This is a genomic window from Stenotrophomonas sp. STEN035, from assembly GCF_056759935.1.
Genome location: NZ_JBRRDY010000002.1, coordinates 85,739 through 106,044, shown reverse-complemented (window position 1 = coordinate 106,044; position 20,306 = coordinate 85,739). Strand labels below are relative to the sequence as shown.

At 64.5% G+C, this 20,306-nt stretch carries 15 protein-coding genes; 8 read left to right on the top strand and 7 right to left on the bottom strand.

Features of this window, described 5'->3' with window-relative positions:
- Positions 1–48 precede the first annotated feature (48 nt).
- The 4 genes from ACVOLL_RS01490 (at position 49) to yeiP (ending at position 5,051) form a co-directional block, all read left to right on the top strand.
- The gene (locus tag ACVOLL_RS01490) at positions 49–942 is read left to right on the top strand and encodes a hydroxymethylglutaryl-CoA lyase (protein WP_481511250.1); all 894 of its coding nucleotides are present in this window, start codon (positions 49–51) and stop codon (positions 940–942) included.
- Entirely contained in the window at positions 939–3,524 is a 2,586-nt protein-coding gene (locus ACVOLL_RS01485) for a sensor domain-containing protein (protein ID WP_481511249.1), read from the top strand. The genes ACVOLL_RS01490 and ACVOLL_RS01485 overlap by 4 nt, the downstream gene beginning before the upstream one ends.
- A 65-nt stretch (positions 3,525–3,589) precedes the next feature.
- A complete protein-coding gene (locus ACVOLL_RS01480; RefSeq protein WP_481511248.1) occupies positions 3,590–4,360 on the top strand; it encodes an SDR family NAD(P)-dependent oxidoreductase in 771 nt (256 codons plus the stop codon).
- Positions 4,361–4,484: 124 nt separating this feature from the next.
- On the top strand, positions 4,485–5,051 hold the full coding sequence (yeiP, locus tag ACVOLL_RS01475) for an elongation factor P-like protein YeiP (RefSeq protein ID WP_282270790.1): 567 nt from the start codon (positions 4,485–4,487) through the stop codon (positions 5,049–5,051).
- 179 nt (positions 5,052–5,230) lie between these two features.
- Here the strand turns inward: yeiP and ACVOLL_RS01470 are convergent, their stop codons facing one another.
- The 5 genes from ACVOLL_RS01470 to ACVOLL_RS01450 form a co-directional block, all read right to left on the bottom strand.
- A complete protein-coding gene (locus ACVOLL_RS01470; protein ID WP_481511247.1) occupies positions 5,231–6,349 on the bottom strand; it encodes a two-component system sensor histidine kinase NtrB in 1,119 nt (372 codons plus the stop codon).
- Positions 6,346–8,226, bottom strand: a complete 1,881-nt coding sequence (locus ACVOLL_RS01465) for a DUF7844 domain-containing protein (protein ID WP_481511246.1) — start codon at positions 8,224–8,226, stop codon at positions 6,346–6,348. Before ACVOLL_RS01465 ends, ACVOLL_RS01470 begins: the two co-directional genes overlap by 4 nt.
- A complete protein-coding gene (locus tag ACVOLL_RS01460) occupies positions 8,226–8,525 on the bottom strand; it encodes a DUF2388 domain-containing protein (RefSeq protein ID WP_481509754.1) in 300 nt (99 codons plus the stop codon). The genes ACVOLL_RS01465 and ACVOLL_RS01460 overlap by 1 nt, the downstream gene beginning before the upstream one ends.
- 93 nt (positions 8,526–8,618) lie before the next feature.
- Positions 8,619–11,747: a multidrug efflux RND transporter permease subunit gene (locus tag ACVOLL_RS01455; RefSeq protein WP_481511245.1), complete on the bottom strand. Its 3,129-nt coding sequence runs from the start codon at positions 11,745–11,747 to the stop codon at positions 8,619–8,621.
- Between the two features lie 9 nt (positions 11,748–11,756).
- Positions 11,757–12,860: an efflux RND transporter periplasmic adaptor subunit gene (locus ACVOLL_RS01450; protein ID WP_481511244.1), complete on the bottom strand. Its 1,104-nt coding sequence runs from the start codon at positions 12,858–12,860 to the stop codon at positions 11,757–11,759.
- Between the two features lie 177 nt (positions 12,861–13,037).
- On the opposite strand from ACVOLL_RS01450, the gene ACVOLL_RS01445 reads away from it, so the two are divergent.
- On the top strand, positions 13,038–13,784 hold the full coding sequence (locus ACVOLL_RS01445) for a response regulator (protein WP_481511243.1): 747 nt from the start codon (positions 13,038–13,040) through the stop codon (positions 13,782–13,784).
- Positions 13,784–14,851 carry an ATP-binding protein gene (locus ACVOLL_RS01440; protein WP_481511242.1) on the top strand — a complete coding sequence of 356 codons (1,068 nt, stop codon included), beginning with the start codon at positions 13,784–13,786 and terminating at the stop codon, positions 14,849–14,851. The genes ACVOLL_RS01445 and ACVOLL_RS01440 overlap by 1 nt, the downstream gene beginning before the upstream one ends.
- A gap of 37 nt (positions 14,852–14,888) precedes the next feature.
- On the opposite strand, the gene ACVOLL_RS01435 is transcribed toward ACVOLL_RS01440, so the two are convergent.
- The gene (locus tag ACVOLL_RS01435; protein WP_481511241.1) at positions 14,889–16,277 is read right to left on the bottom strand and encodes an FAD-binding oxidoreductase; all 1,389 of its coding nucleotides are present in this window, start codon (positions 16,275–16,277) and stop codon (positions 14,889–14,891) included.
- Between the two features lie 204 nt (positions 16,278–16,481).
- Here ACVOLL_RS01435 and serA point away from each other — a divergent pair, with 204 nt between their 5' ends.
- Complete coding sequence (serA, locus tag ACVOLL_RS01430) at positions 16,482–17,723, top strand: phosphoglycerate dehydrogenase (protein ID WP_481511363.1); 1,242 nt, start codon at positions 16,482–16,484, stop codon at positions 17,721–17,723.
- Between the two features lie 324 nt (positions 17,724–18,047).
- On the opposite strand, the gene ACVOLL_RS01425 is transcribed toward serA, so the two are convergent.
- Positions 18,048–18,632, bottom strand: coding sequence for an NUDIX hydrolase (locus ACVOLL_RS01425; RefSeq protein WP_481511240.1), 585 nt, complete (start codon positions 18,630–18,632; stop codon positions 18,048–18,050).
- A 149-nt stretch (positions 18,633–18,781) separates the two neighbouring features.
- Here ACVOLL_RS01425 and ACVOLL_RS01420 point away from each other — a divergent pair, with 149 nt between their 5' ends.
- Complete coding sequence (locus ACVOLL_RS01420) at positions 18,782–20,257, top strand: amino acid permease (protein ID WP_481511239.1); 1,476 nt, start codon at positions 18,782–18,784, stop codon at positions 20,255–20,257.
- Positions 20,258–20,306: the final 49 nt, after the last annotated feature.

Here is a 20,306-nt window from a genome sequence, read left to right as displayed (position 1 = left end):
TCTGCGCTCCGGCCCAACCCGCGCCCTCCTTCAGCCAAAGACCGCTCCATGAATGATTTCGTCCGTATCGTCGAGGTAGGCCCGCGTGATGGCCTGCAGAATGAAAAGCAGCAGGTCGCCACCGCCGACAAGATCGAGTTGATCAATCGGCTCTCGGCCACCGGCCTGCGCAGCATCGAGGCCACCAGCTTTGTCAGCCCGAAATGGGTGCCGCAGTTGGCCGACGCCGCCGAGGTCTTTACCGGCATCCAGCGAAAGCCCGGTGTCAGCTACCCGGTGCTGGTGCCCAACGAACAGGGCTACGAACGTGCTTTGGCGGTGGGGGTCACCGAGGTCGCCGTGTTCACAGCCGCCTCCGAGCAGTTCAACCGCACCAACACCAATGCCGGCATCGATGAGTCGCTGCAGCGCTTCGAACCCATCCTGGCCCGCGCCAAGGCTGATGGTGTGCGGGTGCGCGGCTATGTCTCTACGGTATTGGGCTGCCCCTATCAGGGCGAAGTGCCGTTGGCCGATGTGGTCCGGGTGGCTGTTCGCCTGCACGCCATGGGCTGTTATGAAATATCGCTGGGCGACACCATCGGCGTCGGCACCCCACTCAAGGCCCGTGCGATGTTGCGGGCGGTGGCAGCGGAACTGCCGGTCGCCGACCTGGCCGTTCATTTCCACGACACCTATGGCCAGGCCTTGGCCAATATTGCCAGCTGCCTGGAAGATGGCGTGCGGGTGGTGGACTCGGCCGTAGCCGGCACCGGCGGCTGCCCCTATGCACGCGGTGCTAGTGGTAATGTCGCCAGCGAAGATGTTATTTACATGCTGCACGGCATGGGGATGCGTACCGGCGTGGATCTGCCGGCGCTGGCCGCTACGGGGAACTGGCTCGCAGATCGACTGGGCCGGCAGACAGGCAGCAAGACAGGAAGGGCATTGACAGTGTCATGACCGGAACCAGCCAGCTTGGGATATCTGACGACGGCGATCACCGCGCCGCGCATGTCGACGCGCTGGCTGGACTGGAACAAGCACTGCTACAACCGTTGCCATTGAGCCTGCAGCAGGCCTTGCTCGCTGCACGCTCGGCCTTGACCGAGGCCATGGCCGAGCGGCGGCTGGCACAACGCCGCTACGCCGCCCTGTTCAACGCGGTACCCGACCCGGTCAGCATTCTCAATGCCACCGGTGTTGTATTGGACGTCAATAGTGCCGGGGTCCGCGCCTATGGCCGCACCCGTGAGGAGATCGTTGGCCAGCCCATTGAGCTGCTCAACCCCGACCTGCCCGCCGACCATCTTGAGCCGGTCTGGGAAACCCTCAATCGTGGCGAAACCTATGTGGTGGAAGTCACCAACATGCGCGGCGACGGCAGCCGCTTTCCGGTGGAAGTGCATTCGGCCACCATCGAGCATGACGATGCCCATTGCATCGTCGCCGTCGCCCGCGACCTGAGCCGGCGCTGGCAGGCCGAAACCCGTTACCGCCTGCTGCTGGAGTCCATCGACAAAGGCGTGATGCTGTTCGACCGCCAACTGGGCATCATTTCCGCCAATCCCGCCGCACACCGCATCTTCAACCTCGGCAGCGTTGCCCCGGCCAAGGTGCCACTGCACAGTGATGAGTGGATCAGCGTTGACGAGCACGGTCGCCGGCTGCGGCCCGAGCAGTGGCCGGTAACCCGCTCCTTCGCCGAAGGCAGGACCATCCCCAGCACCATCATCGGTCTGTACCACCGTCCCAATGGACGAATGATCTGGATCTCGATCACCACCGTGCCGGTGTTTTCGGCTGGCTGCGACCTGCCCGACCATGTGTTTTCGCTGTTCAGTGACATCACCGAACTCAAGCGCGACCACGCCCTGTTCGACCGCGCCCAATCGCTGGCGCATATCGGCGGCTGGGAGTGGGATCGCGGCCAGCAGCGGCTATACCTCACCGGCGAGGCACAGCGCATTCTTGGTCAGCAATCGGCGCCTACCGATCTGGAGCAGCTGCTGGCCTGTCTGAGCACCCTGTCGCGTCAGCAGCTGCGCGATGCCATGGAACGTGTGATCGAACAGCGCACCGGCTTCGAGCTGGAGCTGCAGGGCCAGCGCGCCAGCGGCCACAGCTTCTGGATCAGGATGATCGGCGAGGTGGAGCTTGGCGACCTGGCCTCGACCCGCATCGCCGGCACCCTGCAGGACATCACCGAGCCCAAGCACGCCGAACAGACCCTCAAGAACCAGGCGCGTACCGATCCGCTGACCGGCATCATGAATCGCGATGCCGCACTTACCGACCTGGAGGCCCGGCTGAGCAATCCCTCGCACGCCGAAGTGGCCGTGCTCTACATCGACCTGGACCGGTTCAAGACCGTCAACGATGTGCTTGGCCACAACGCCGGCGACCTGTTGCTGATCGAAGCCACCCGCCGCATTGCCGATGCGATCGGCACCGAGGGCCTGCTGGCCCGCTTCGGCGGCGATGAGTTCGTGGTCACCTGCGACGCCCGCGAGCTGCCAAACCGACCGGAAAAGCTGGCCGAAGCCATCACCCGCGCTTTCGTCCCGCCGTTCCAGTTTGGCAAGGACGAGTTCCCGGTCACCACCAGCATTGGTATTGCCCGCGCCCCCAAGGACGGGGTGCGTCCGCAGCAGCTGATCCAGAACGCCGATCTGGCCATGTACGAATGCAAGCGCCGCGACCGCAATGGCTGGCAGCTGTTCTCGCCGGAACTGGCACGGCGCCAGCGTGACCGCCTGCAAATCGAGCGGCGCCTGCGCAAAGCACTGGACCGCGACGAGTTCCGCCTGGTCTACCAGCCACAGGTGGATCTGCGCAGCGGCCAGATCATCGCCTGTGAAGCGCTGATCCGCTGGCGCAACCGCCAGCTTGGCGAGCTGCGCCCGGACATTTTCATCAGCCATGCCGAGAACACCGGCGACATTGTCCGCATCGGCGAATGGGTGCTGCACCAGGCCTGCCGCCAGATCCGCGAATGGCAGCGCGAAGGCCTGGGCATGATGCGGGTGGCGATCAACGTCTCCTACCGCCAGTTCAGTGGCGACCGTCTGGCGCGCCAGGTCCGCGAGGTACTGGACCACTACGGCCTGCCCGGCAGCGCACTGGAACTGGAGTTCACCGAGCGGGTATTGATCGAGGACGCCCCAGCGACCCTGCGTACCTTTGCCGAGCTGCGCGCCATGGGCGTGGTGCTGACTATCGATGATTTCGGCGAGGGCTATAGCGCGCTCAACTACCTGCGCACCCTGCCCATCCACGGCCTTAAGCTCAGCCAGCTGTTCATCAGTGGCGTGCCCGGCAACCCTTCCGATGTTGCCGTCTGCGAAGCGGTCTGCGGCATCGCCCGCAGTCTCGGCCTGGGGCTGGTGGCCGAGGGCATCGAGTCCGAGGCGCAGCGCCAGTTCCTGCTGGACCTGGGGGTGCCGGTCGGCCAGGGCTTCCTGTTCGCCCCCGGCCTGTCGCCGCCCGACTTCAGCCGACAACTGACCAGGGCTGACGTGGCAGGCCCGGTACCACAGGTCTGATCACCCCAATCAGGCACGGATCGGCATCAGCTAGAATCGGCGGATCACTCAGCAGGATTGTTCCAATGCAGCTGTCTTCCGTTCGTGCCGTCATCACCGGCGGCGTCTCTGGCCTTGGCCTCGGCGTCGCCCAGTTCCTGGTTGCCAATGGCGGCAAGGTCGCCCTGTTCGACCTCAATGATGAAAAGGGCGCCGCTGCGGTCGCCGAACTGGGCGCCGACAATGCCCGCTACTTCACCACCAATGTCACCGACGAAGCCGGCGTTGCCGCCAATCTGGCTGCCGCGCGTGAGTTCCTGGGCGGCCTGAACGTGGTGATGAACTGCGCCGGCATCCTCGGTGCTGGCCGCGTGCTCGGCCGCGAAGCGGCGATGCCGCTGGCCAACTTCCAGACCACGGTAATGGTCAACCTGGTCGGCAGCTTCAACGTGGCCAAGGCCGCCGCCGAGCTGATGCAGCACAACGAAGCCAATGCCGACGGCGAGCGCGGCGTGATCATCAATACCGCCTCGGTGGCTGCCTATGAAGGCCAGATCGGCCAGGCCGCCTATTCCGCCTCCAAGGGCGGCGTGGTCGGCATGACCCTGCCGATGGCGCGCGAGCTGTCCCGCTTCGGTATCCGCGTGCTGACCATTGCCCCCGGCGTGTTCTGGACCCCGATGGTCGACGGCATGCCGGCGAACGTGCAGGAATCGCTGGCCGCCTCCATCCCGTTCCCGTCGCGTCTGGGCCAGCCGGCCGATTTCGCCAGCCTGGTCGGCCACATCATTGGCAATACCTACCTCAACGGTGAGACTATTCGCCTCGACGGTGCGGTACGTCTGGCACCGAAGTGACTGCGAAGCGGGGATTGGGGATACGGGATTGGGCAGTGGCCAGCAGGCCACCCAACCGGCCTTGGTGCCCGCTTCTGGTTTTACGAATCCCAATTCCCGATTCCCCAATCCCAACGCTCAACCCATGAAAGCCAACGACATCAAGAAAGGCAACGTCGTCGAGTACAACAACGGCGTCTACCAGATCCGCGACATCGAGCGCAGCTCGCCGCAGGGACGTGGCGGCAACGTCCGCTTCCGCTTCATCATGTACAGCGTGCCGGGCGGCAACAAGCTCGATGCCAGCTTCGATGCCGATGACAACCTGCCGGAAGTCGAGCTGCTGCGTCGCCAGTCCACCTTCTCCTACATGGACGGCGATGCCTTCGTGTTCATGGATGACGAGGACTACACCCCGTACACGCTGGACGCCGAGGTCATCGGCGACGACGCCGGTTACATCACCGAAGGCCTGACCGGCATCTACGTGCAGGTCATCGACGATCAGCCGGTTGCCGTGCAGATGCCGCAGCATGTGACCCTGGAAGTGATCGAGACGCCGCCGGAACTGAAGGGCGGCACCGCCACCAAGCGCCCGAAGCCGGCCAAGCTCAGCACCGGCCTGGAAATCATGGTGCCGGAGTACATCGTCAACGGCGAACGCATCCTGGTGAACACCACCACCGGTGAGTTCGGCGGCCGCGCTGATTGATTGACTGCAGCCTCCCGCCAAACGGCGGGAGGCTGTGCACGGCTTTTTGTAGGAGCGGCGTAAGCCGCGACGTAAGCCGCGAAGCCGATATGGCTTCAGCTCCAGGGATCCCCAGAATGCCGGTGTCTTGGTAGATAGCCAGCTTCGCGGCTTACGCCGCTCCTACGAAAACCGGCCTGCTACCCCACGACCGGGAAATACAGCGACACCGCCGCCCCGCCCAGCGCCGAGGTGCCAATGGTCGCCGTGCCACCAGACTGCGCCGCAAAGCCATACACCTGGCTCAGCCCCAGCCCGCTGCCATCTCCCACGCTCTTGGTGGTGAAGAACGGTTCGAACACGCTTTCCTGGATCTCGGCCTGGATGCCCGGCCCGCTGTCGCCAACGCAGATGCAGACAAACTGCCCGGCCTCACCCGCGCCCGACGGCACGATGATGCTTTCAAGGCGCGCCGACAACAGCACCTTGCCAACACCGTGCATGGCATCGCGGCTATTGCTCAGCAGGTTCAACAAGGCCGCTTCCAGCTGACCGATGTCTACCGAAATCGGCGGCAATTGTTCGGCCAGGCTCACGTTCAACTGGATGGTTTCACCACAGACGCGGCGGTAGAGCTCCAGCGAGGCATTTAGCAGGTCATCCACCCGGCTCAGCTGCGGCACCAGGGTCTGCCCGCGCCCGAACGCCAACATCTGCCGGGTCAACTGGGTGCCACGCCCAACCGCGCGATGGGCGATGTCCAGAATGCGGCGTACGCTCTCATCGCCGGAGCGGCGCAGCGACAGCATGTCCAAGCTGTTGCCGATCACCGACAGCAGGTTGTTGAAGTCGTGCGACAGGCCCAGGGTCAACTTGCCCACCGCATCCAGCCGCTGCGCACGCAAGGCGACCTCCTGTGCCTCGCGTACCCGCTTCTGGGTCTGGAATGCTTCGGTGACGTCACGGATCAATACCAGCACGCGCGCACCGCGCTGGTCGGCCACCCGCTCCAATATCATCGATGCGCGAAAACGCCCCCCGTCCTTGCGCACCATCGCCAGGCTGAGCTGGTCGCTGCCCTGCTGCAGCGTGCGTGCCACTGCCTGTTGCGCTGCGCCACGCTGCGTATCGGCAGCGCTGAACAACTGCGAGAACGGCAGCCCGCGGATCTCTTCGCAGGCATAGCCAAACACCGTTGCTAGCCCAGCATTGCAGCTGAGCACCTGTCCGTCAGGATCAAGCTGGAGAATCGCGCAGGAGCGCAGCTTCAACACATCCTCGGCCATCGCATCGGCCGTCTGCTGCTCAGTACCAATCAACCGCGCTCTCCTGAAAACCGACCCGGACGCCGCTCATCGAGCGTCGCCGCCTCCCCTGTTTGCGTACCGTACCCTAAACGCAGCCGCTGCCGCAGGTACAGCAGGTTCGCTTCGATCTGCTCCATCCGCGCGCGCTGCGCTCCGGGCAAGGCGGCCAAGGCAGCCTCACGCAGGGCATTCCATTGTTGCTGGGCAAGCCCCGCCCCAGCGGCAGCCTCGGCGCTCAAATGAGCCTGTTCATCCGCATCGGGAATGCCATAGCCCTGACCCGCCCCCAACAGGCTACCCGGGGCCAGCAGCACGGCAGACCGCTCCATCAGCGCCTGGAAGTCCGCCATCTCCGGTGCCCGCTTGCCACCGGCAAGCAGACTGCGTTTGAGCACATCGGCTGCAGCCACCTCCCCCCGTCTCCATGCGGCCTGTTCCAGCAGCAGCATGGCTGCCAGCACCTGATCATCGGCCTGCTGCATCCACGTCCAGCGTTGTGCGGGCGGCAGCGCCAACCATGCCTCCACATCCTTGGCCGGCAACGGCAGGGCCTTGCGCGCGATCTCGAACACCAGCGCGTAGTGGGCAGCGGCCGACTCGAAGTAATAGCCACCGCGCAGCGCGGTCGCGCGGTCGCGTGGCGGATCGGCCAATGCTTCGGCGCGCAGACTGTGCAGCAAGCCGGTAGGAGTGATCGACAGCAACTCGGCCGGGCGCAGCCGCGGCGCGCCGTCGCCAAGCAACTTGCCGGTTTCCACTGCGCAATTGTTGCTGATGAAGTAGTAGCGCCCGTCGTAGTCCCAGTGCAGCCGCGCCGCCTGCTGCAGCACCGCGTTGATCTCATCATGCTGAAGGCGCAGCGGCGTGGATGAGACCCCGCGCAGCTCGACCTTGGTGTATTCCTCTATCACCCGGCTCAGCGGTAGCACGAACAGCCGCGACGGATAGGACCCGGTCAGGCCGCGCCAGCTGGATATCTGCACATCACCGACGAAGGCGCGGAATGACAGCACCAGGTGGTATTGCAGATCCATCCGGCAGGCCGGGCCAGGCCTACGTCCCGGCGCGCACACCACCAGCCGCAACATGCTGTGGCCCCAGCGGCTCATCAGCTTCTCGTTGCCTTCGGCCAGCAGATAGTCGATTTCGTAGACCCGCGCCGGGTCGAGGTCGAGCAGGTCGGCCAAGCCCTCCTGCTCACCGGCCTGCATGAACGGCAAGGCCTGCGGGCACTGGATCGCGTCCAGTTGCCGCGGCGCGCCAAGATTCTCAACGAACCAGGCATGCAGAAGCGGACGTCGGCAGGCGTACTCGGGGTCCAGAAGATAGTGTTCGAGGTTCACCGCGAAGAACTCGGCTGGGCTCTCCAGCTCGTAGCGATCCGGACTGCGCAAACTGAAGTGGTTGCGCCCACGCCCCGGCCACAGCGGCCGTTGCTGCCAACCGGCCAGATCCAGAAAGCGCGGTTGACGTGACCAGCCGCCCTTGGCGGAACGGTCCAACGCGTGTCCCAGCTCGTGGATCAGCGCGACACGTGCCTGTTGCCACGCCTGGGCCGAGGCGTCCGAAGATGCGGAGTCGCCCTGCAGCAGTGGCAACAGGCGCTTATCCAAACCAAGTTCACGCCCGCGCGCCCTGCCCTGCACATGCTCGGGCAGGTCGTCACGCCAGCGCAGCTGCAGCGTCAAGGAGCTGCTGTCCTCGATACCGGCAGGAATGCGTCCCAGTACGTCGTCAATCAGTCGCTGGCTGGCCAGCACCTGCGCCGAGTCCAGCGACGGCGCAGTTGTCTGCAGCTCGATGCGCAGTGCCGCCTGCAGAGGCGCGGCGCTGCAGAGCAACAGCAACACCGCCAGCCACCGCGCGGGCGGCAGCCGGCGGAGCTTCATCACAGGGCCAGGATCTTCCGGGCCAACTCCATGTCGCTGGCGTCGCGCGCGGCAGCATCACGCTCACGCAGCTGGATCAAGGCCGCTTCCAGCCATGCGCCACGGATTTCACCATTGCTGGCAACAAAACCCGCTGCGTCTTCGCGCGCGTCCAGCAACACCTTGTCGTCACCCGAGGAGCTGCCCGAGGAATTGGACGATGCGCCAGATGCGGAACCGGCCGACGTGCCTGCAAAGCTGGAGGCGAATGCCGACATCGGCAGGGCAATCAAGGCGCAGAACAGGATCTTGCGGATCATCGGCAGGTCAACATCGGGCATAAAGGACGCCAAGAGTAACCACCGCCGCGGTCGGTTGGAACCTGCAACTGGCCGGCCCGCCTGATCCGTTCATCATCCTCCGCCAGCGGATCTCCAGCGCGAACCGTGCAAACGCAGCCGCAACCAGCGCCAAATGCCATCCACCACCACATAGAACACCGGCACGAAAAACACCGCCAATACGGTTGCAGTCACCATCCCACCAAACACGCCGGTACCGATGGCCTGCTGGGTTTCCCGCGATGCGCCCTGTGCCAGCATCAACGGCAGCACGCCAAGCGCAAACGCCATCGACGTCATCAGGATGGGGCGCAGACGCAGCCGCGCCGCCCGCAATGCGGCCTGCGCCGCCGTCAACCCCTGCCGCTGCAACTGTCGCGCAAACTCAACGATCAGGATCGCATTCTTCGCCGACAGGCCGATCACCGTGATCATGCCGACCTTGAAGAAAATGTCGTTGGGCATGCCACGCAGCAATACCGCCGCCACTGCGCCCAACAGGCCAAGCGGCACCACCAGCATCACCGCCATCGGGATCGACCAGCTCTCGTACAGCGCTGCGAGCACCAGAAATACCACCAGCATCGATATCAGCAGCAGCCACGGCGCTTGTGCGCCCGAGGTCTTCTCCTGCAGCGACTGGCTGGTCCATTGCAGCGCAAAGCCTGGCGGCAGCTGCGTGGCCAGCCGCTCCACCTCGGCCATGGCTTGCCCGGTGGAGACGCCTTCGGCAGGCGCACCAGACACATTCAGCGCGGGGAACCCAAGGTAGCGCTGCAACTGCAATGGCGACTCTTCCCAGTGCGGGCTCACCAGTTCCGCAAGTGCAACCATGCCGCCCTGGGCATTGCGCACATGCAGTCGCAACACGTCCTCGACCTCCATCCGGAACGGCGCATCTGCCTGCAGGATCACCTGCTGCAGGCGCCCCGCATTGGGGAAGTCATTGACGTACTGCGAGCCCATCGCCACTGACAGCGTGTTGCTGATGTCGGCAAATCCAACGCCCATCGCCTCGGCCTTGGCGCGGTCTATCTGCAGCCGCACGCTGTTGCCCGATGGCAGGCCATCAGCATGCACCTCGCCCAGCAAGGGGCTGGCCTGGGCCAACGCCAACAGCTGCTTCTGCGCCGCGCGCAGCTGCTGCTGGGTCTGGCCAGTGCGCGCCTGCAACGCCAGACTGAAGCCGGAGGAGTTGCCCAGACTATCGATCGCCGGGGGCGTCACACTGATCACCTGGCCTTCGCCGGTAGCCGCCATCGCTTTCAGGGTGGCCGCCACCTCCCCGGTGGCGGTGGCACCGTCGCGCTCCCCCCAGTCCTTGAGCATGGTGTAAGCCATCGCTGCACTGGGACCCGATCCGGCAAAGCTGTAGCCGGTGATTACCTGGTTGGCGGCGATGCCTGGCCGCGAGGCGATATGTGCCTCGTAGGCCTGGACCACGGCCAGGGTTCGTTCTGCGGTCGCTTCGGCCGGCAACTGGATCGAGGTCATGAAGTAGCCCTGATCCTCTTCCGGCAGGAAGGCGCCCGGCAGCCATTGCAGGCCCAGCAGCAGCACCAGCACCAACCCGGCGAACACCCCCATGACGCGTCCACAGCGGCGCAGCACCGCAGCCACACCGCGGTGATAGCGTCCGCTCATGCGGGCGAAACCACGGTTGAATACGGCGAACACGCGACCACGTGGGCGCTCATCCGCAACCGGCCGCAGCAGCGTGGCACACAAGGCCGGCGTCAAACTCAGCGCCAGCAATGCCGAAATCAGGATCGCCACCGCCATCGAAACGGTGAACTGGCGATAGATCGCGCCCACCGAGCCACTGGCGAAAGCCATGGGAATGAACACCGCGGTCAGCACCAGGGTGATGCCGACCACCGCGCTGGTCAGTTCGCGCATCGCCTTGATCGTGGCCTCACGTGGCGCCAAGCCTTCCTCGGCCATGATCCGCTCGACGCCTTCAACCACGACGATCGCATCATCGACGATGATGCCAATGGCCAGCACCATGCCGAACATGGTCAGCACGTTGATCGAGAAGCCCAACGCCAGCATCACCGCAAAAGTGCCCAGCAGCGCAATCGGCGCCACCAGTGCCGGCACCAGCGTGTAGCGCCAATCCTGCAGGAACAGGAACATCACCGCGAACACCAGCAGCATCGCCTCCAACAGGGTCTGCAACACCTTCTGGATGGATATCTTCACGAACGGTGCGGTATCGAACGGAATGCTGCTTTCAACACCCGGCGGCAGCAGGGACTGCAACTCGGCCATGCGCGCACGCACCGCCGTTGACGTACTCACTGCATTCGCGCCAGGCCGCAGCTGGATGCCGGCGGCAGTCGCCACCTGGCCATCCTCGCGGGTACCCCATGCATAACTCTGTGCACCGAGTTCCACCCGCGCCACATCGCCGAGCAGCACCCGCGAGCCGTCGGCGTGCGCGCGCAATACGATGGCGGCGAACTGCGCCGGGGTGCTCAACTGGCCGTCGGCGACCAAGGGCACGGTGATGCGCTGCCCAGCCACGCTCGGTGAGTCGCCGATGCGGCCCGGCGCGATGTTCTGGTTCTGCTGCTCGATGGCGGCAACCACGTCGCCCACGGTCAGTTCATAGCCTGCCAAAGCGGTAGGGTCCAACCAGATCCGCATGGCCTGCTCGGCACCGAACAACTGCACCCGACCAACACCGTCGATACGCCGCAGCTCCTCGATGATGTTGCGTGCCATGAAATCGCCCAGCTGCGCTTCGTCAACGCTGCCGTCAGGCGAATTCAGCCCTACCAACATCAGGAAGCCGGACCCGGACGCCTCCACATACAAACCGCTCTGGCGCACGCTGGCCGGCAAGCGCGGCTCGATGGATTTGATCCGGTTCTGTACGTCCACCTGCGCCATTTCCGGGTTGGTACCCGGGGCGAAGGTGGCAGTGATCGAGGCCTCACCGGAGGTATCCACCGACGATTGGAAGTACAGCAGGTGTTTGACGCTGGACAGCTCGCGCTCGATCAAGCCGACAACCGAGTCATCAAGCGTCTGTGGGCTGGCGCCGGGGTAACTGGCGTAGATGCTGACGCTGGTTGGCGCTACCGCCGGGTAGCGCTCCACGGCAAGTTTGGGAATTGCCAGCACGCCGGCCAGCACGATGAAGGTCGCCAGCACCCAGGCGAATACCGGGCGATCAATGAAGAAACGGGCCATGTCTTACCTTCAGTTGTTGCTGGATGCGACGGCGACCTTGCCGGACGCCGGCACTGGCACCGGCTGCCAAGGCGAGGTTTCGACCAGCCGCCCTTCCTGCAGCCGCTCCTGCCCCACCACCACCACCCGCTCACCGATCTGCAGACCGCTACGCACGATCCACTGTCGGTCCACGCTGCCGTCGACTTCGATGGTACGGATGACCGCCTTGCCGTCGCCGCCGATCACCCAGGCGTAGGTCTGGCCACCGGCACTGCGCAGCACCGCCTGCTGCGGCAGCAGCGGCGATTGGCTGGCGGCACCACGCGGCACCCGCGCGCGTACGAACATGCCCGGCAACAGGTCGCGATTAGGGTTGTCGACCAACACCCGCAGCACCACATCGCCAGTGCGCGCGTCGACATTGATACCCGAGAACAACAGCTGCCCGGCCCGCTCATGCTCCTGACCATTGGCACCGATGATCGCTACCGACAACGCACCGCCGTCAGCCATGCCCTCGCGCATCTGCGGCAACTGCGAAGCCGGCTGCCGCACATCGACATAAACCTGGTCGATCTGCTGCACCAGCGCCATCGGCTCGCTGTCGGCAGCGTCCACCAACGCCCCTTCGGTCACCATGGCCTGGTCAATGCGGCCGGCAATGGGTGCACTGACCGTGGCATAGCGCAGATCCAACTGGCGCCGGGCCAGGATCGCCCTGGCTTCGGCGACCGCCGCGCGCGCCTGCTCATATTCGAACGCCGCATCATCACGGTGCTGCTGGCTGACCGCCTGCGCGTCGGCCAGTGCCTGCAGACGCTGCGCCTGCACCCGGCTGCGTGAGAGCGCCGCCTCGCTGCGCTGCAAAGCCGCCAACGCTGAATCGACATCGGCCCGGAATGCCGCTGGATCGATCTGGAACAGCGCCTGCCCGGCAGTGACCTCGGCACCCTGCTCGAACAAACGCTTGCGCACGATACCGCCAACCTGCGCGCGGATCTGCGCCGTACGCAACGCCGCTACCCGCCCCTGCAATTCGTCATCACGCTGCACGCGCTGGGCGGCAACAGTCAGCACGCTGACCTTTGGCGCTGCTTCCGCAGGTGCTTCAGGGGAGGAGCAGGCCGTCATGGCCAAAACCAAGGCCGCACACGCGGCCGCCGTAATCCGTCGAATGGTCATCGCTACACGTGGTACTGGAAAGCCTGCAGGAACGCAGGCGTGCAGTGTGGCGGGCGATGATGGGGTTTCGATGGAGGGAATGTGGAGATAGCATGGAGGCCAGAACCTTTCGGTCCCTACCCGGCAATGACTGCACATCTACCCGCCGCCGCGATGGCGCAATGGGACCGCTCCCATGATGCACTTGTCCTCATTGTCGAGGACGAGACCGAGATCGCCGACATCATTGCTGCCTATCTGGAGCGGGAGAAGCTGCGTGTCGTGCGCGCCGCCGACGGCCGCGCCGCACTGGAGTTGCATCGCAGTGCCCGTCCCGACCTCGTGCTGCTGGATGTGCAGCTGCCCGGCATCGACGGCTGGGGCGTGCTGTCACAACTGCGCCAGAACAGCGACACTCCGATCATCATGCTCACTGCATTGGACCAGGACCTGGACAAGCTCACCGCACTGCGGATGGGCGCCGACGACTACGTGGTCAAGCCGTTCAACCCGGCCGAGGTCGCCGCTCGGGTCCGCGCGGTACTGCGTCGCACCCTGCGTGCCGCGCCGCGACAGATCACCGCCTCGCTGCGCGCAGGACCGCTGATGATCGATCCACAAACCCATTCGGTGCACGTCGAGGGCGAAGGCTATAGCCACGAGCTGCTGCTGACCCTCACCGAGTTCAAGCTACTGCATTGCATGGCACTGGCACCCACCCGCATCTTCAGTCGCAGCGAGCTCATGCACCAATGCCTGCCCGAGAGCGAGGCACTGGAACGCACCGTCGACAGCCATGTCAGCAAGCTGCGCCGCAAGCTCGATGACGTGGGCGTGGTCAACATGCCGGCCAGTGTGCGCGGTGTCGGCTACCGCCTGGCGGCGGATCGCTGATGCGCCGTCCTGGGCTCAATCGACACATCATCATGTCGATGTCGCTGATGGTCATCGGCGTCATCATGATGATGGCCTTGTCCTCCTGCCTGCTGTACGCGATTCTGGTCGACTCCTATCCAGTCAGCATGCTGGAACTACAGGAATGGTTGCCCACTGGCCCCGATCTGGCCTGGATGGCGTGTGTCACCGCTATCGGCTTGGCGTTGGCATTGGCCACATCGATCCGCCTCTCCCGCCGCATCGTGTCCCCACTCAACGCATTGATGGAATCGGTGCGCGCGCTCGCCGATGGCGACCTGGGCGTACGTGCCAGCGCCAGCGACGATGCGCTGGATGAGGTTGCCTTGCTGGTCGAGGACTTCAACACCATGGCCGCACGCCTGCAGCACATGGACCGCGAGCGCACCCTGTGGCACGCGGCGATCGCACATGAGCTGCGCACGCCATTGACCATCCTGCGCGGCCGTTTGCAGGGCTTGGCTGATGGCGTGTTCCAGCCGGACGAAGCGCAGTTCCGCAGCCTGCTGGCACAGGTGGAAGGGCTGTCGCGACTGATCGAGGACCTGCGCGTGCTTGGATTGGCCGGCAACGGCAGGCTCGACGTGCGACGTGCGCCCACCGACGTGGTGCAGGAAGTGCATTCGGTGATGACCATGGTCGACCCCGCGTTCCGCAGCGCCGGTTCCGTACTGGAGCTTGAAACCCACCGCGACGAACACCTGGCGTACTGCGACCCGACCCGGCTGCGTCAGGCCCTTCTCGCCCTGCTGGAAAACGCGCGCCGCTATGCCAGCCCGGGACGGGTGCGTATCTCAATCCAGGATGGCAAGGACCACGTGCGGCTGGCCATCGAGGACAACGGCCCGGGCATCGAGGCCCACCTGCAGCCGCACGTCTTCGATCCGTTCATGCGCGGCGATGGCTCGCGCTCGCGCCAAGGTGGTGGCAGCGGACTCGGCCTGGCCGTGGTCAAGGCAATTGCCGATGCCCACGGCGGCCATGTCTGCTGCAGCAGCGGCGCCGAAGGTGGCAGCCGCTTCGTGCTGGATTTGCCGCGCGAGTAGATGCTCCCTCCAGGAGTTCGCGTGGCCAGCTGCGCGATTACTGATCGAACAGCTTGCCCGGATTCAACAACCAGTTCGGATCGAACGCCCGCTTGACCCCAAGCATCAACGCAACTTCGGCCTCGCTCCGGGTGCTGGAAAGATAGGCCTTCTTGACCAGGCCGATGCCATGTTCTGCCGAGATGCTGCCGTCAAACCGCAGCAGCACCTGCGCCAGCAGCTTGGTCACGTGCTCGCACTGGCTAAGGAATTCAGCGTCACTGGTGTCATCGGGCTTGAGCACGTTGATATGCAGGTTGCCGTCGCCGATATGGCCAAACCACACCACTTCAAAGTGCGGATAGGCACCATTGATCAGCGCCTGGGTTTCGGCCAGGAAGGTTGGCATCGCCGATATCCGCACCGACACGTCGTTCTTGTACGGCTTGTAGCGCGCCACCGACTCGGTGATGCCTTCGCGCAGACGCCACAGCTGCTGCGCCTGTGCTTCGCTGGTGCTGATCACGCCATCCAGCACCCAGCCCTGCTCCATGCAATGCTCGAACGCCGCCAGCGCGGCGGCTTCGCCTGCCTCGTCAGCCGAGGCGTATTCGGTCACCACGTAATACGGGTGAATCTCCTCGAACGGATACTGCGCGCCGTGCGCGGTGACGTGCTTGACCGCCAGGTCGGTGAAGAACTCGAAGGCCTCCAGCTGCAGACGTTCGCGGAAGGCAGAGAACACCTGCATCAGCACTTCGAACGACGGCAACGCCAGCACCATCACATTGGTGGTCGGCGGTGGATCGGTCAGCTTCAAGGTCGCTTCGACCACGATGCCGAGCGTGCCTTCCGAGCCGATCATCAATTGGCGGAAGTCGTAGCCGCTGGAGTTCTTGATCAAGCCCTTGTTGAGCTCCAGCAGTTCGCCGTTGCCGGCGACCACCTTGAGCCCAGCGATCCACTCGCGGGTATTGCCATAACGGATCACGCGGATGCCGCCGGCGTTGGTGGCGATATTGCCGCCGATGGAACAGGAGCCACGCGCGGCGAAATCCACCGGATAGATCAGCCCATGTTCCCTGGCGGTGTTGTGCACCGCTTCCAGCGGCATGCCGGCCTGCACCACCAAGGTACGGTCCACCGCGTCGAAACCGAGCGGCTTGTTCATCCGCTCCAGGCTCAGCACCAGTTCGCCGTTGGCCGCAACCGCGCCGCCGGACAGGCCGGTGCGGCCGCCGGAAGGCACTACAGCCACGTTGTGCTGATTGGCCCAGCGCACCACCGCCTGCACTTCCTCGACACTGCCCGGCAAGGCAATGGCCAGTGGCGCCGGTGTCCAGCGCCGGGTCCAATCGCGCCCGTAGTGCTCCAGATCGCCCGGCTCGGTCTTCAGACGCAGGTCGGGACAGGACTGCAACAGGGATTCCAGGCGCGGATCGGTCATGGCGGTGTTTCGGCGGCGTGAAAGCCGCCAAGCGTGACAGCCCTGTCGCGCGCCGTCCAGTCGCGGCGACGGCCTCCCACTCCACGATCTGGATTTCATATGAAACCTTTTCCCATCAATGCCTTGCCGCATTGCGCAGCGCACAAAACAGCGCGCCGTTCTGGCATAGTTGGCGGCCTACCCACCTTCGCCGCCGTACACGACATGTCGCCCAAGAAGACCTCGTTCCCGAAGCAGGACATCCGCGTTTTGTTGCTTGAGGGGGTCAGCCAGACCGCCGTGGACGTCTTCAAGGCTGCCGGGTATTCGCAGATCGAGCTGTACAGCAAGTCCTTGCCCGAGGACGAACTGAAGGAACGCATCGCCGAAGCCCACATCGTCGGCATCCGTTCGCGCACCCACCTCAGCGCCGAGGTGCTGGCCCATGCCAAGCGTCTGATCGCTGTCGGCTGCTTCTGCATCGGCACCAACCAAGTCGACCTGGAAGCGGCTGAGCTGGCCGGCATTCCGGTCTTCAACGCGCCGTACTCCAACACCCGTTCGGTCGCCGAACTGGTGATCGCCGAGGCGATCATGCTGACCCGCGGCATCCCGCAGAAGAACGCCGAATGCCACCGCGGCGGCTGGTCCAAATCGGCCGCCGGCAGCCACGAAGTGCGCGGCAAGACGCTAGGCATCATCGGCTACGGCCATATCGGCACCCAGGTCGGCGTGCTGGCCGAAGCGCTGGGCATGCACGTGATCTTCCACGACATCGAAACCAAGCTGTCGTTGGGCAACGCGCACCCGGCAATCAGCCTGGACGACCTGCTGAAGCGCTCGGACGTGGTCACCCTGCACGTGCCTGAGAACGGCTCCACGCAATGGATGATCGGTGCCGAGCAGCTCGGCAAGATGAAGAAGGGCGCGCACCTGATCAATGCAGCGCGCGGCACCGTGGTCGATATCGCTGCACTGGACGCGGCATTGGGCTCGGGCCATCTCGGCGGCGCCGCAGTAGACGTGTTCCCGGTCGAGCCCAAGGGCAATGGCGACCTGTTCGAATCGCCGTTGACCGCACATGACAACGTGATCCTGACCCCGCACGTCGGCGGCTCCACGCTGGAAGCGCAGGAGAACATCGGCGTGGAAGTGGCAGCCAAGCTGGTGCGTTACAGCGACAACGGCTCGACCCTGTCTGCAGTCAACTTCCCGGAAGTAACCCTGCCGGAGCACGAGCAGAGCCTGCGCCTGCTGCATATCCACCGCAACGTGCCGGGCGTGCTGTCCAAGATCAACGAGATCTTCTCGCGCCACAACCTCAACATCGACGGCCAGTTCCTGCGCACCGATCCCAAGGTCGGCTACGTGGTGATCGACATCACCGCCAGCGAAGAACAGGCCGCTGCGATCCGCGAAGAGCTGGCCGCGATTCAGGGCACCTTGCGCACCCGCATTCTGTACTGACAAGCCGCCCTCACCCCAACCCCTCTCCCGCACGCGGGAGAGGGGCTAGTTGCCTGCGCCGCAGCGCCATGTAGTGCCGAGCCATGCTCGGCAGAGGCTTTCCTAGCAACGTCAAAACCAACCCCTCCCCAACCCTCCCCTTCGCTACGCGAAAGGGAGGGCGCTGTAATGCCGAGCCACGCTCGGCAGGGGCTCTGCCGGTCGCGTCAGGGGATGTTGTGGGAGCGGCGTCAGCCGCGAAGCTGATGAACATCCAGATTGCAGACTGTGCCAGCGATCAGGCATTGCCTGCTTCGCGGCTGGCGCCGCTCCCACATGCCCCTTCTATCTCTGCAGCCACCGGTTTGCCATCCGCCGCATGGATTCATCTTGGTCATTGGCGATCTCGTCTACCGGCCGCCATGCCAGCTCCAGCGATTCCTCGCTGACCACGAACTTCTCGTTGCTACCGGCAACAACCACATAGCGCACGTCATAGTGCCAATGACCAGGAACATCCTTGCGCTCCGGAATCCAATGCCTGTCCAGATCAAAAATGTCGGCTGAGGCCAGGGTCAGGCCCGGCAGGCCGGACTCCTCCTCGGCTTCGCGCAGCGCAACAGCGGCCAGATCGTGGTCGCCATCGGCATGCCCACCCAACTGCAACCAGCGCTGCAGCTTGCGGTGGTGGGTGAGCAATACGCGCTGGCCATCGGCACTGACCAACCAGGCACTGCCAGTGAAATGCCCGGCCAGGCGCTCGCGGGTGAATGGGTCCACCCCCTCTTCGCCGAGCAGAGCCAGGAAGGCCTGCGCCACCTCCCCCTGCTCCCGGTGACGCCGGGAATAGTCCTCAAATGCCTGACGCAGCTGTAGATCCTCGCCGTGCATGACTGTAAGCACATCCAATCCAATCAATCCGACGGCCATTATCGCTGTCGATGTTGCAGTTGCGCTTGTCGAGTTTCGCTACCTTTGGCAAGGTAGAGCGGTTGCCGACCGTTCAGCTTGCGTCGCCATACAACCGGCCCCGTCGCCCCAGCGCGTTCGGGCCAATACACAGCTCGGGAATTTGCGGAATGCTTAAAGCACTGTTGAGGGTCAAGCCGGTCGAACCGGCCGCACATGTCGATGCCGGTGAGCCGATCGAAGGCAGCCTGCAAGGCGAAGCCACACTCAAGCGCACCCTCACCGCCAAGCATCTGATCCTGCTAGGCATTGGTGCGGTGATCGGCGCGGGCATCTTCGTGCTGACCGGCCAGGCCGCAGCCAACCACGCTGGACCAGCAGTGATGCTGTCCTTCGTCTTCGCCGGCATTGCCTGTGCACTGGCCGGCCTGTGTTACGCCGAGTTCGCGGCGATGATGCCGGTCTCTGGCAGCGCCTACTCCTATTCCTACGCCACTCTGGGCGAAGGCATGGCCTGGTTCATCGGCTGGTGCCTGGTACTGGAATACCTGTTCGCGTCGGCCTCGGTTGCCGTGGGCTGGTCGGCCTACCTGATCAGCTTCATCACCACTACGCTGCATATGCCCTTCCCAGACGCTTTGTCGGCTGCGCCGCTGGCCTGGACCGGTAGCGAGTTCGTCAATTCCGGCAAGCTGTTCAACCTGCCTGCGGTACTGATCGTGGCGGCCATCACCGGCCTGCTCTACGTCGGCGTGACCCAGTCCACCCTGGTCAATGCCATCATCGTGGCGATCAAGGTCATCGTGATCTGTCTATTCGTCGGCTTCGGCATCCAGTACATCGACCCGGCAAACTGGCAGCCGTTCATCCCGGAAAACACCGGCACCTTCGGTGAATTCGGCTGGAGTGGCGTGTTCCGTGCCGCCACCATCGTGTTCTTCGCCTATATCGGCTTCGACGCAGTCTCCACCGCCGCCGGCGAAACCAAAGACCCGCAGAAGAACATGCCGATCGGCCTGCTCGGCTCGCTGGCCATCTGCACCCTGGTCTACATCGTGGTCTGTGCAGTGCTGACCGGCATGCTGCCGTACAACCTGCTCGGCACCGACAAGCCGGTGGCCACCGCACTGGAAGCCTATCCCAGCCTGTCCTGGCTCAAAACCGCGGTCGAGATCGGCGCCATCGCCGGCCTGTCCTCGGTGGTGCTGGTGATGATGATGGGTCAGTCGCGCATCGCCTACACCATCTCCCGCGACGGCCTGCTGCCGAAGATGTTCGGCAAGGTCCACCCGCGCTTCCGCACGCCGTATGTCAGCACCGTGGTAGTCGGCGTGCTGGCCGCGCTGCTGGCCGGTCTGGTGCCGTTGAACGTGCTCGGCGAGCTGGTATCGATGGGCACCCTGCTGGCCTTCGCCACGGTCTGCATCGGCGTGCTGGTGCTGCGTCGTACCAAGCCCAAAATCGTGCGCCCGTTCAAGGTGCCAGCGGCATGGCTGATCTGCCCGCTGGGCGCGCTGGCCTGCCTGGCCTTGTTCATGCAGGCCTTCGTGGTGCATTGGCATCTGTTCGTTGGCTGGACCTTGCTGGGCCTGTGCATCTATTTCGGCTACGGCATCCGCAACAGCAAGCTGAACAACCAAGCCTGATCCACACCCTGACCGGCGCCCAGCGCGCCGGTTTTCTTTTGCGCGCCCG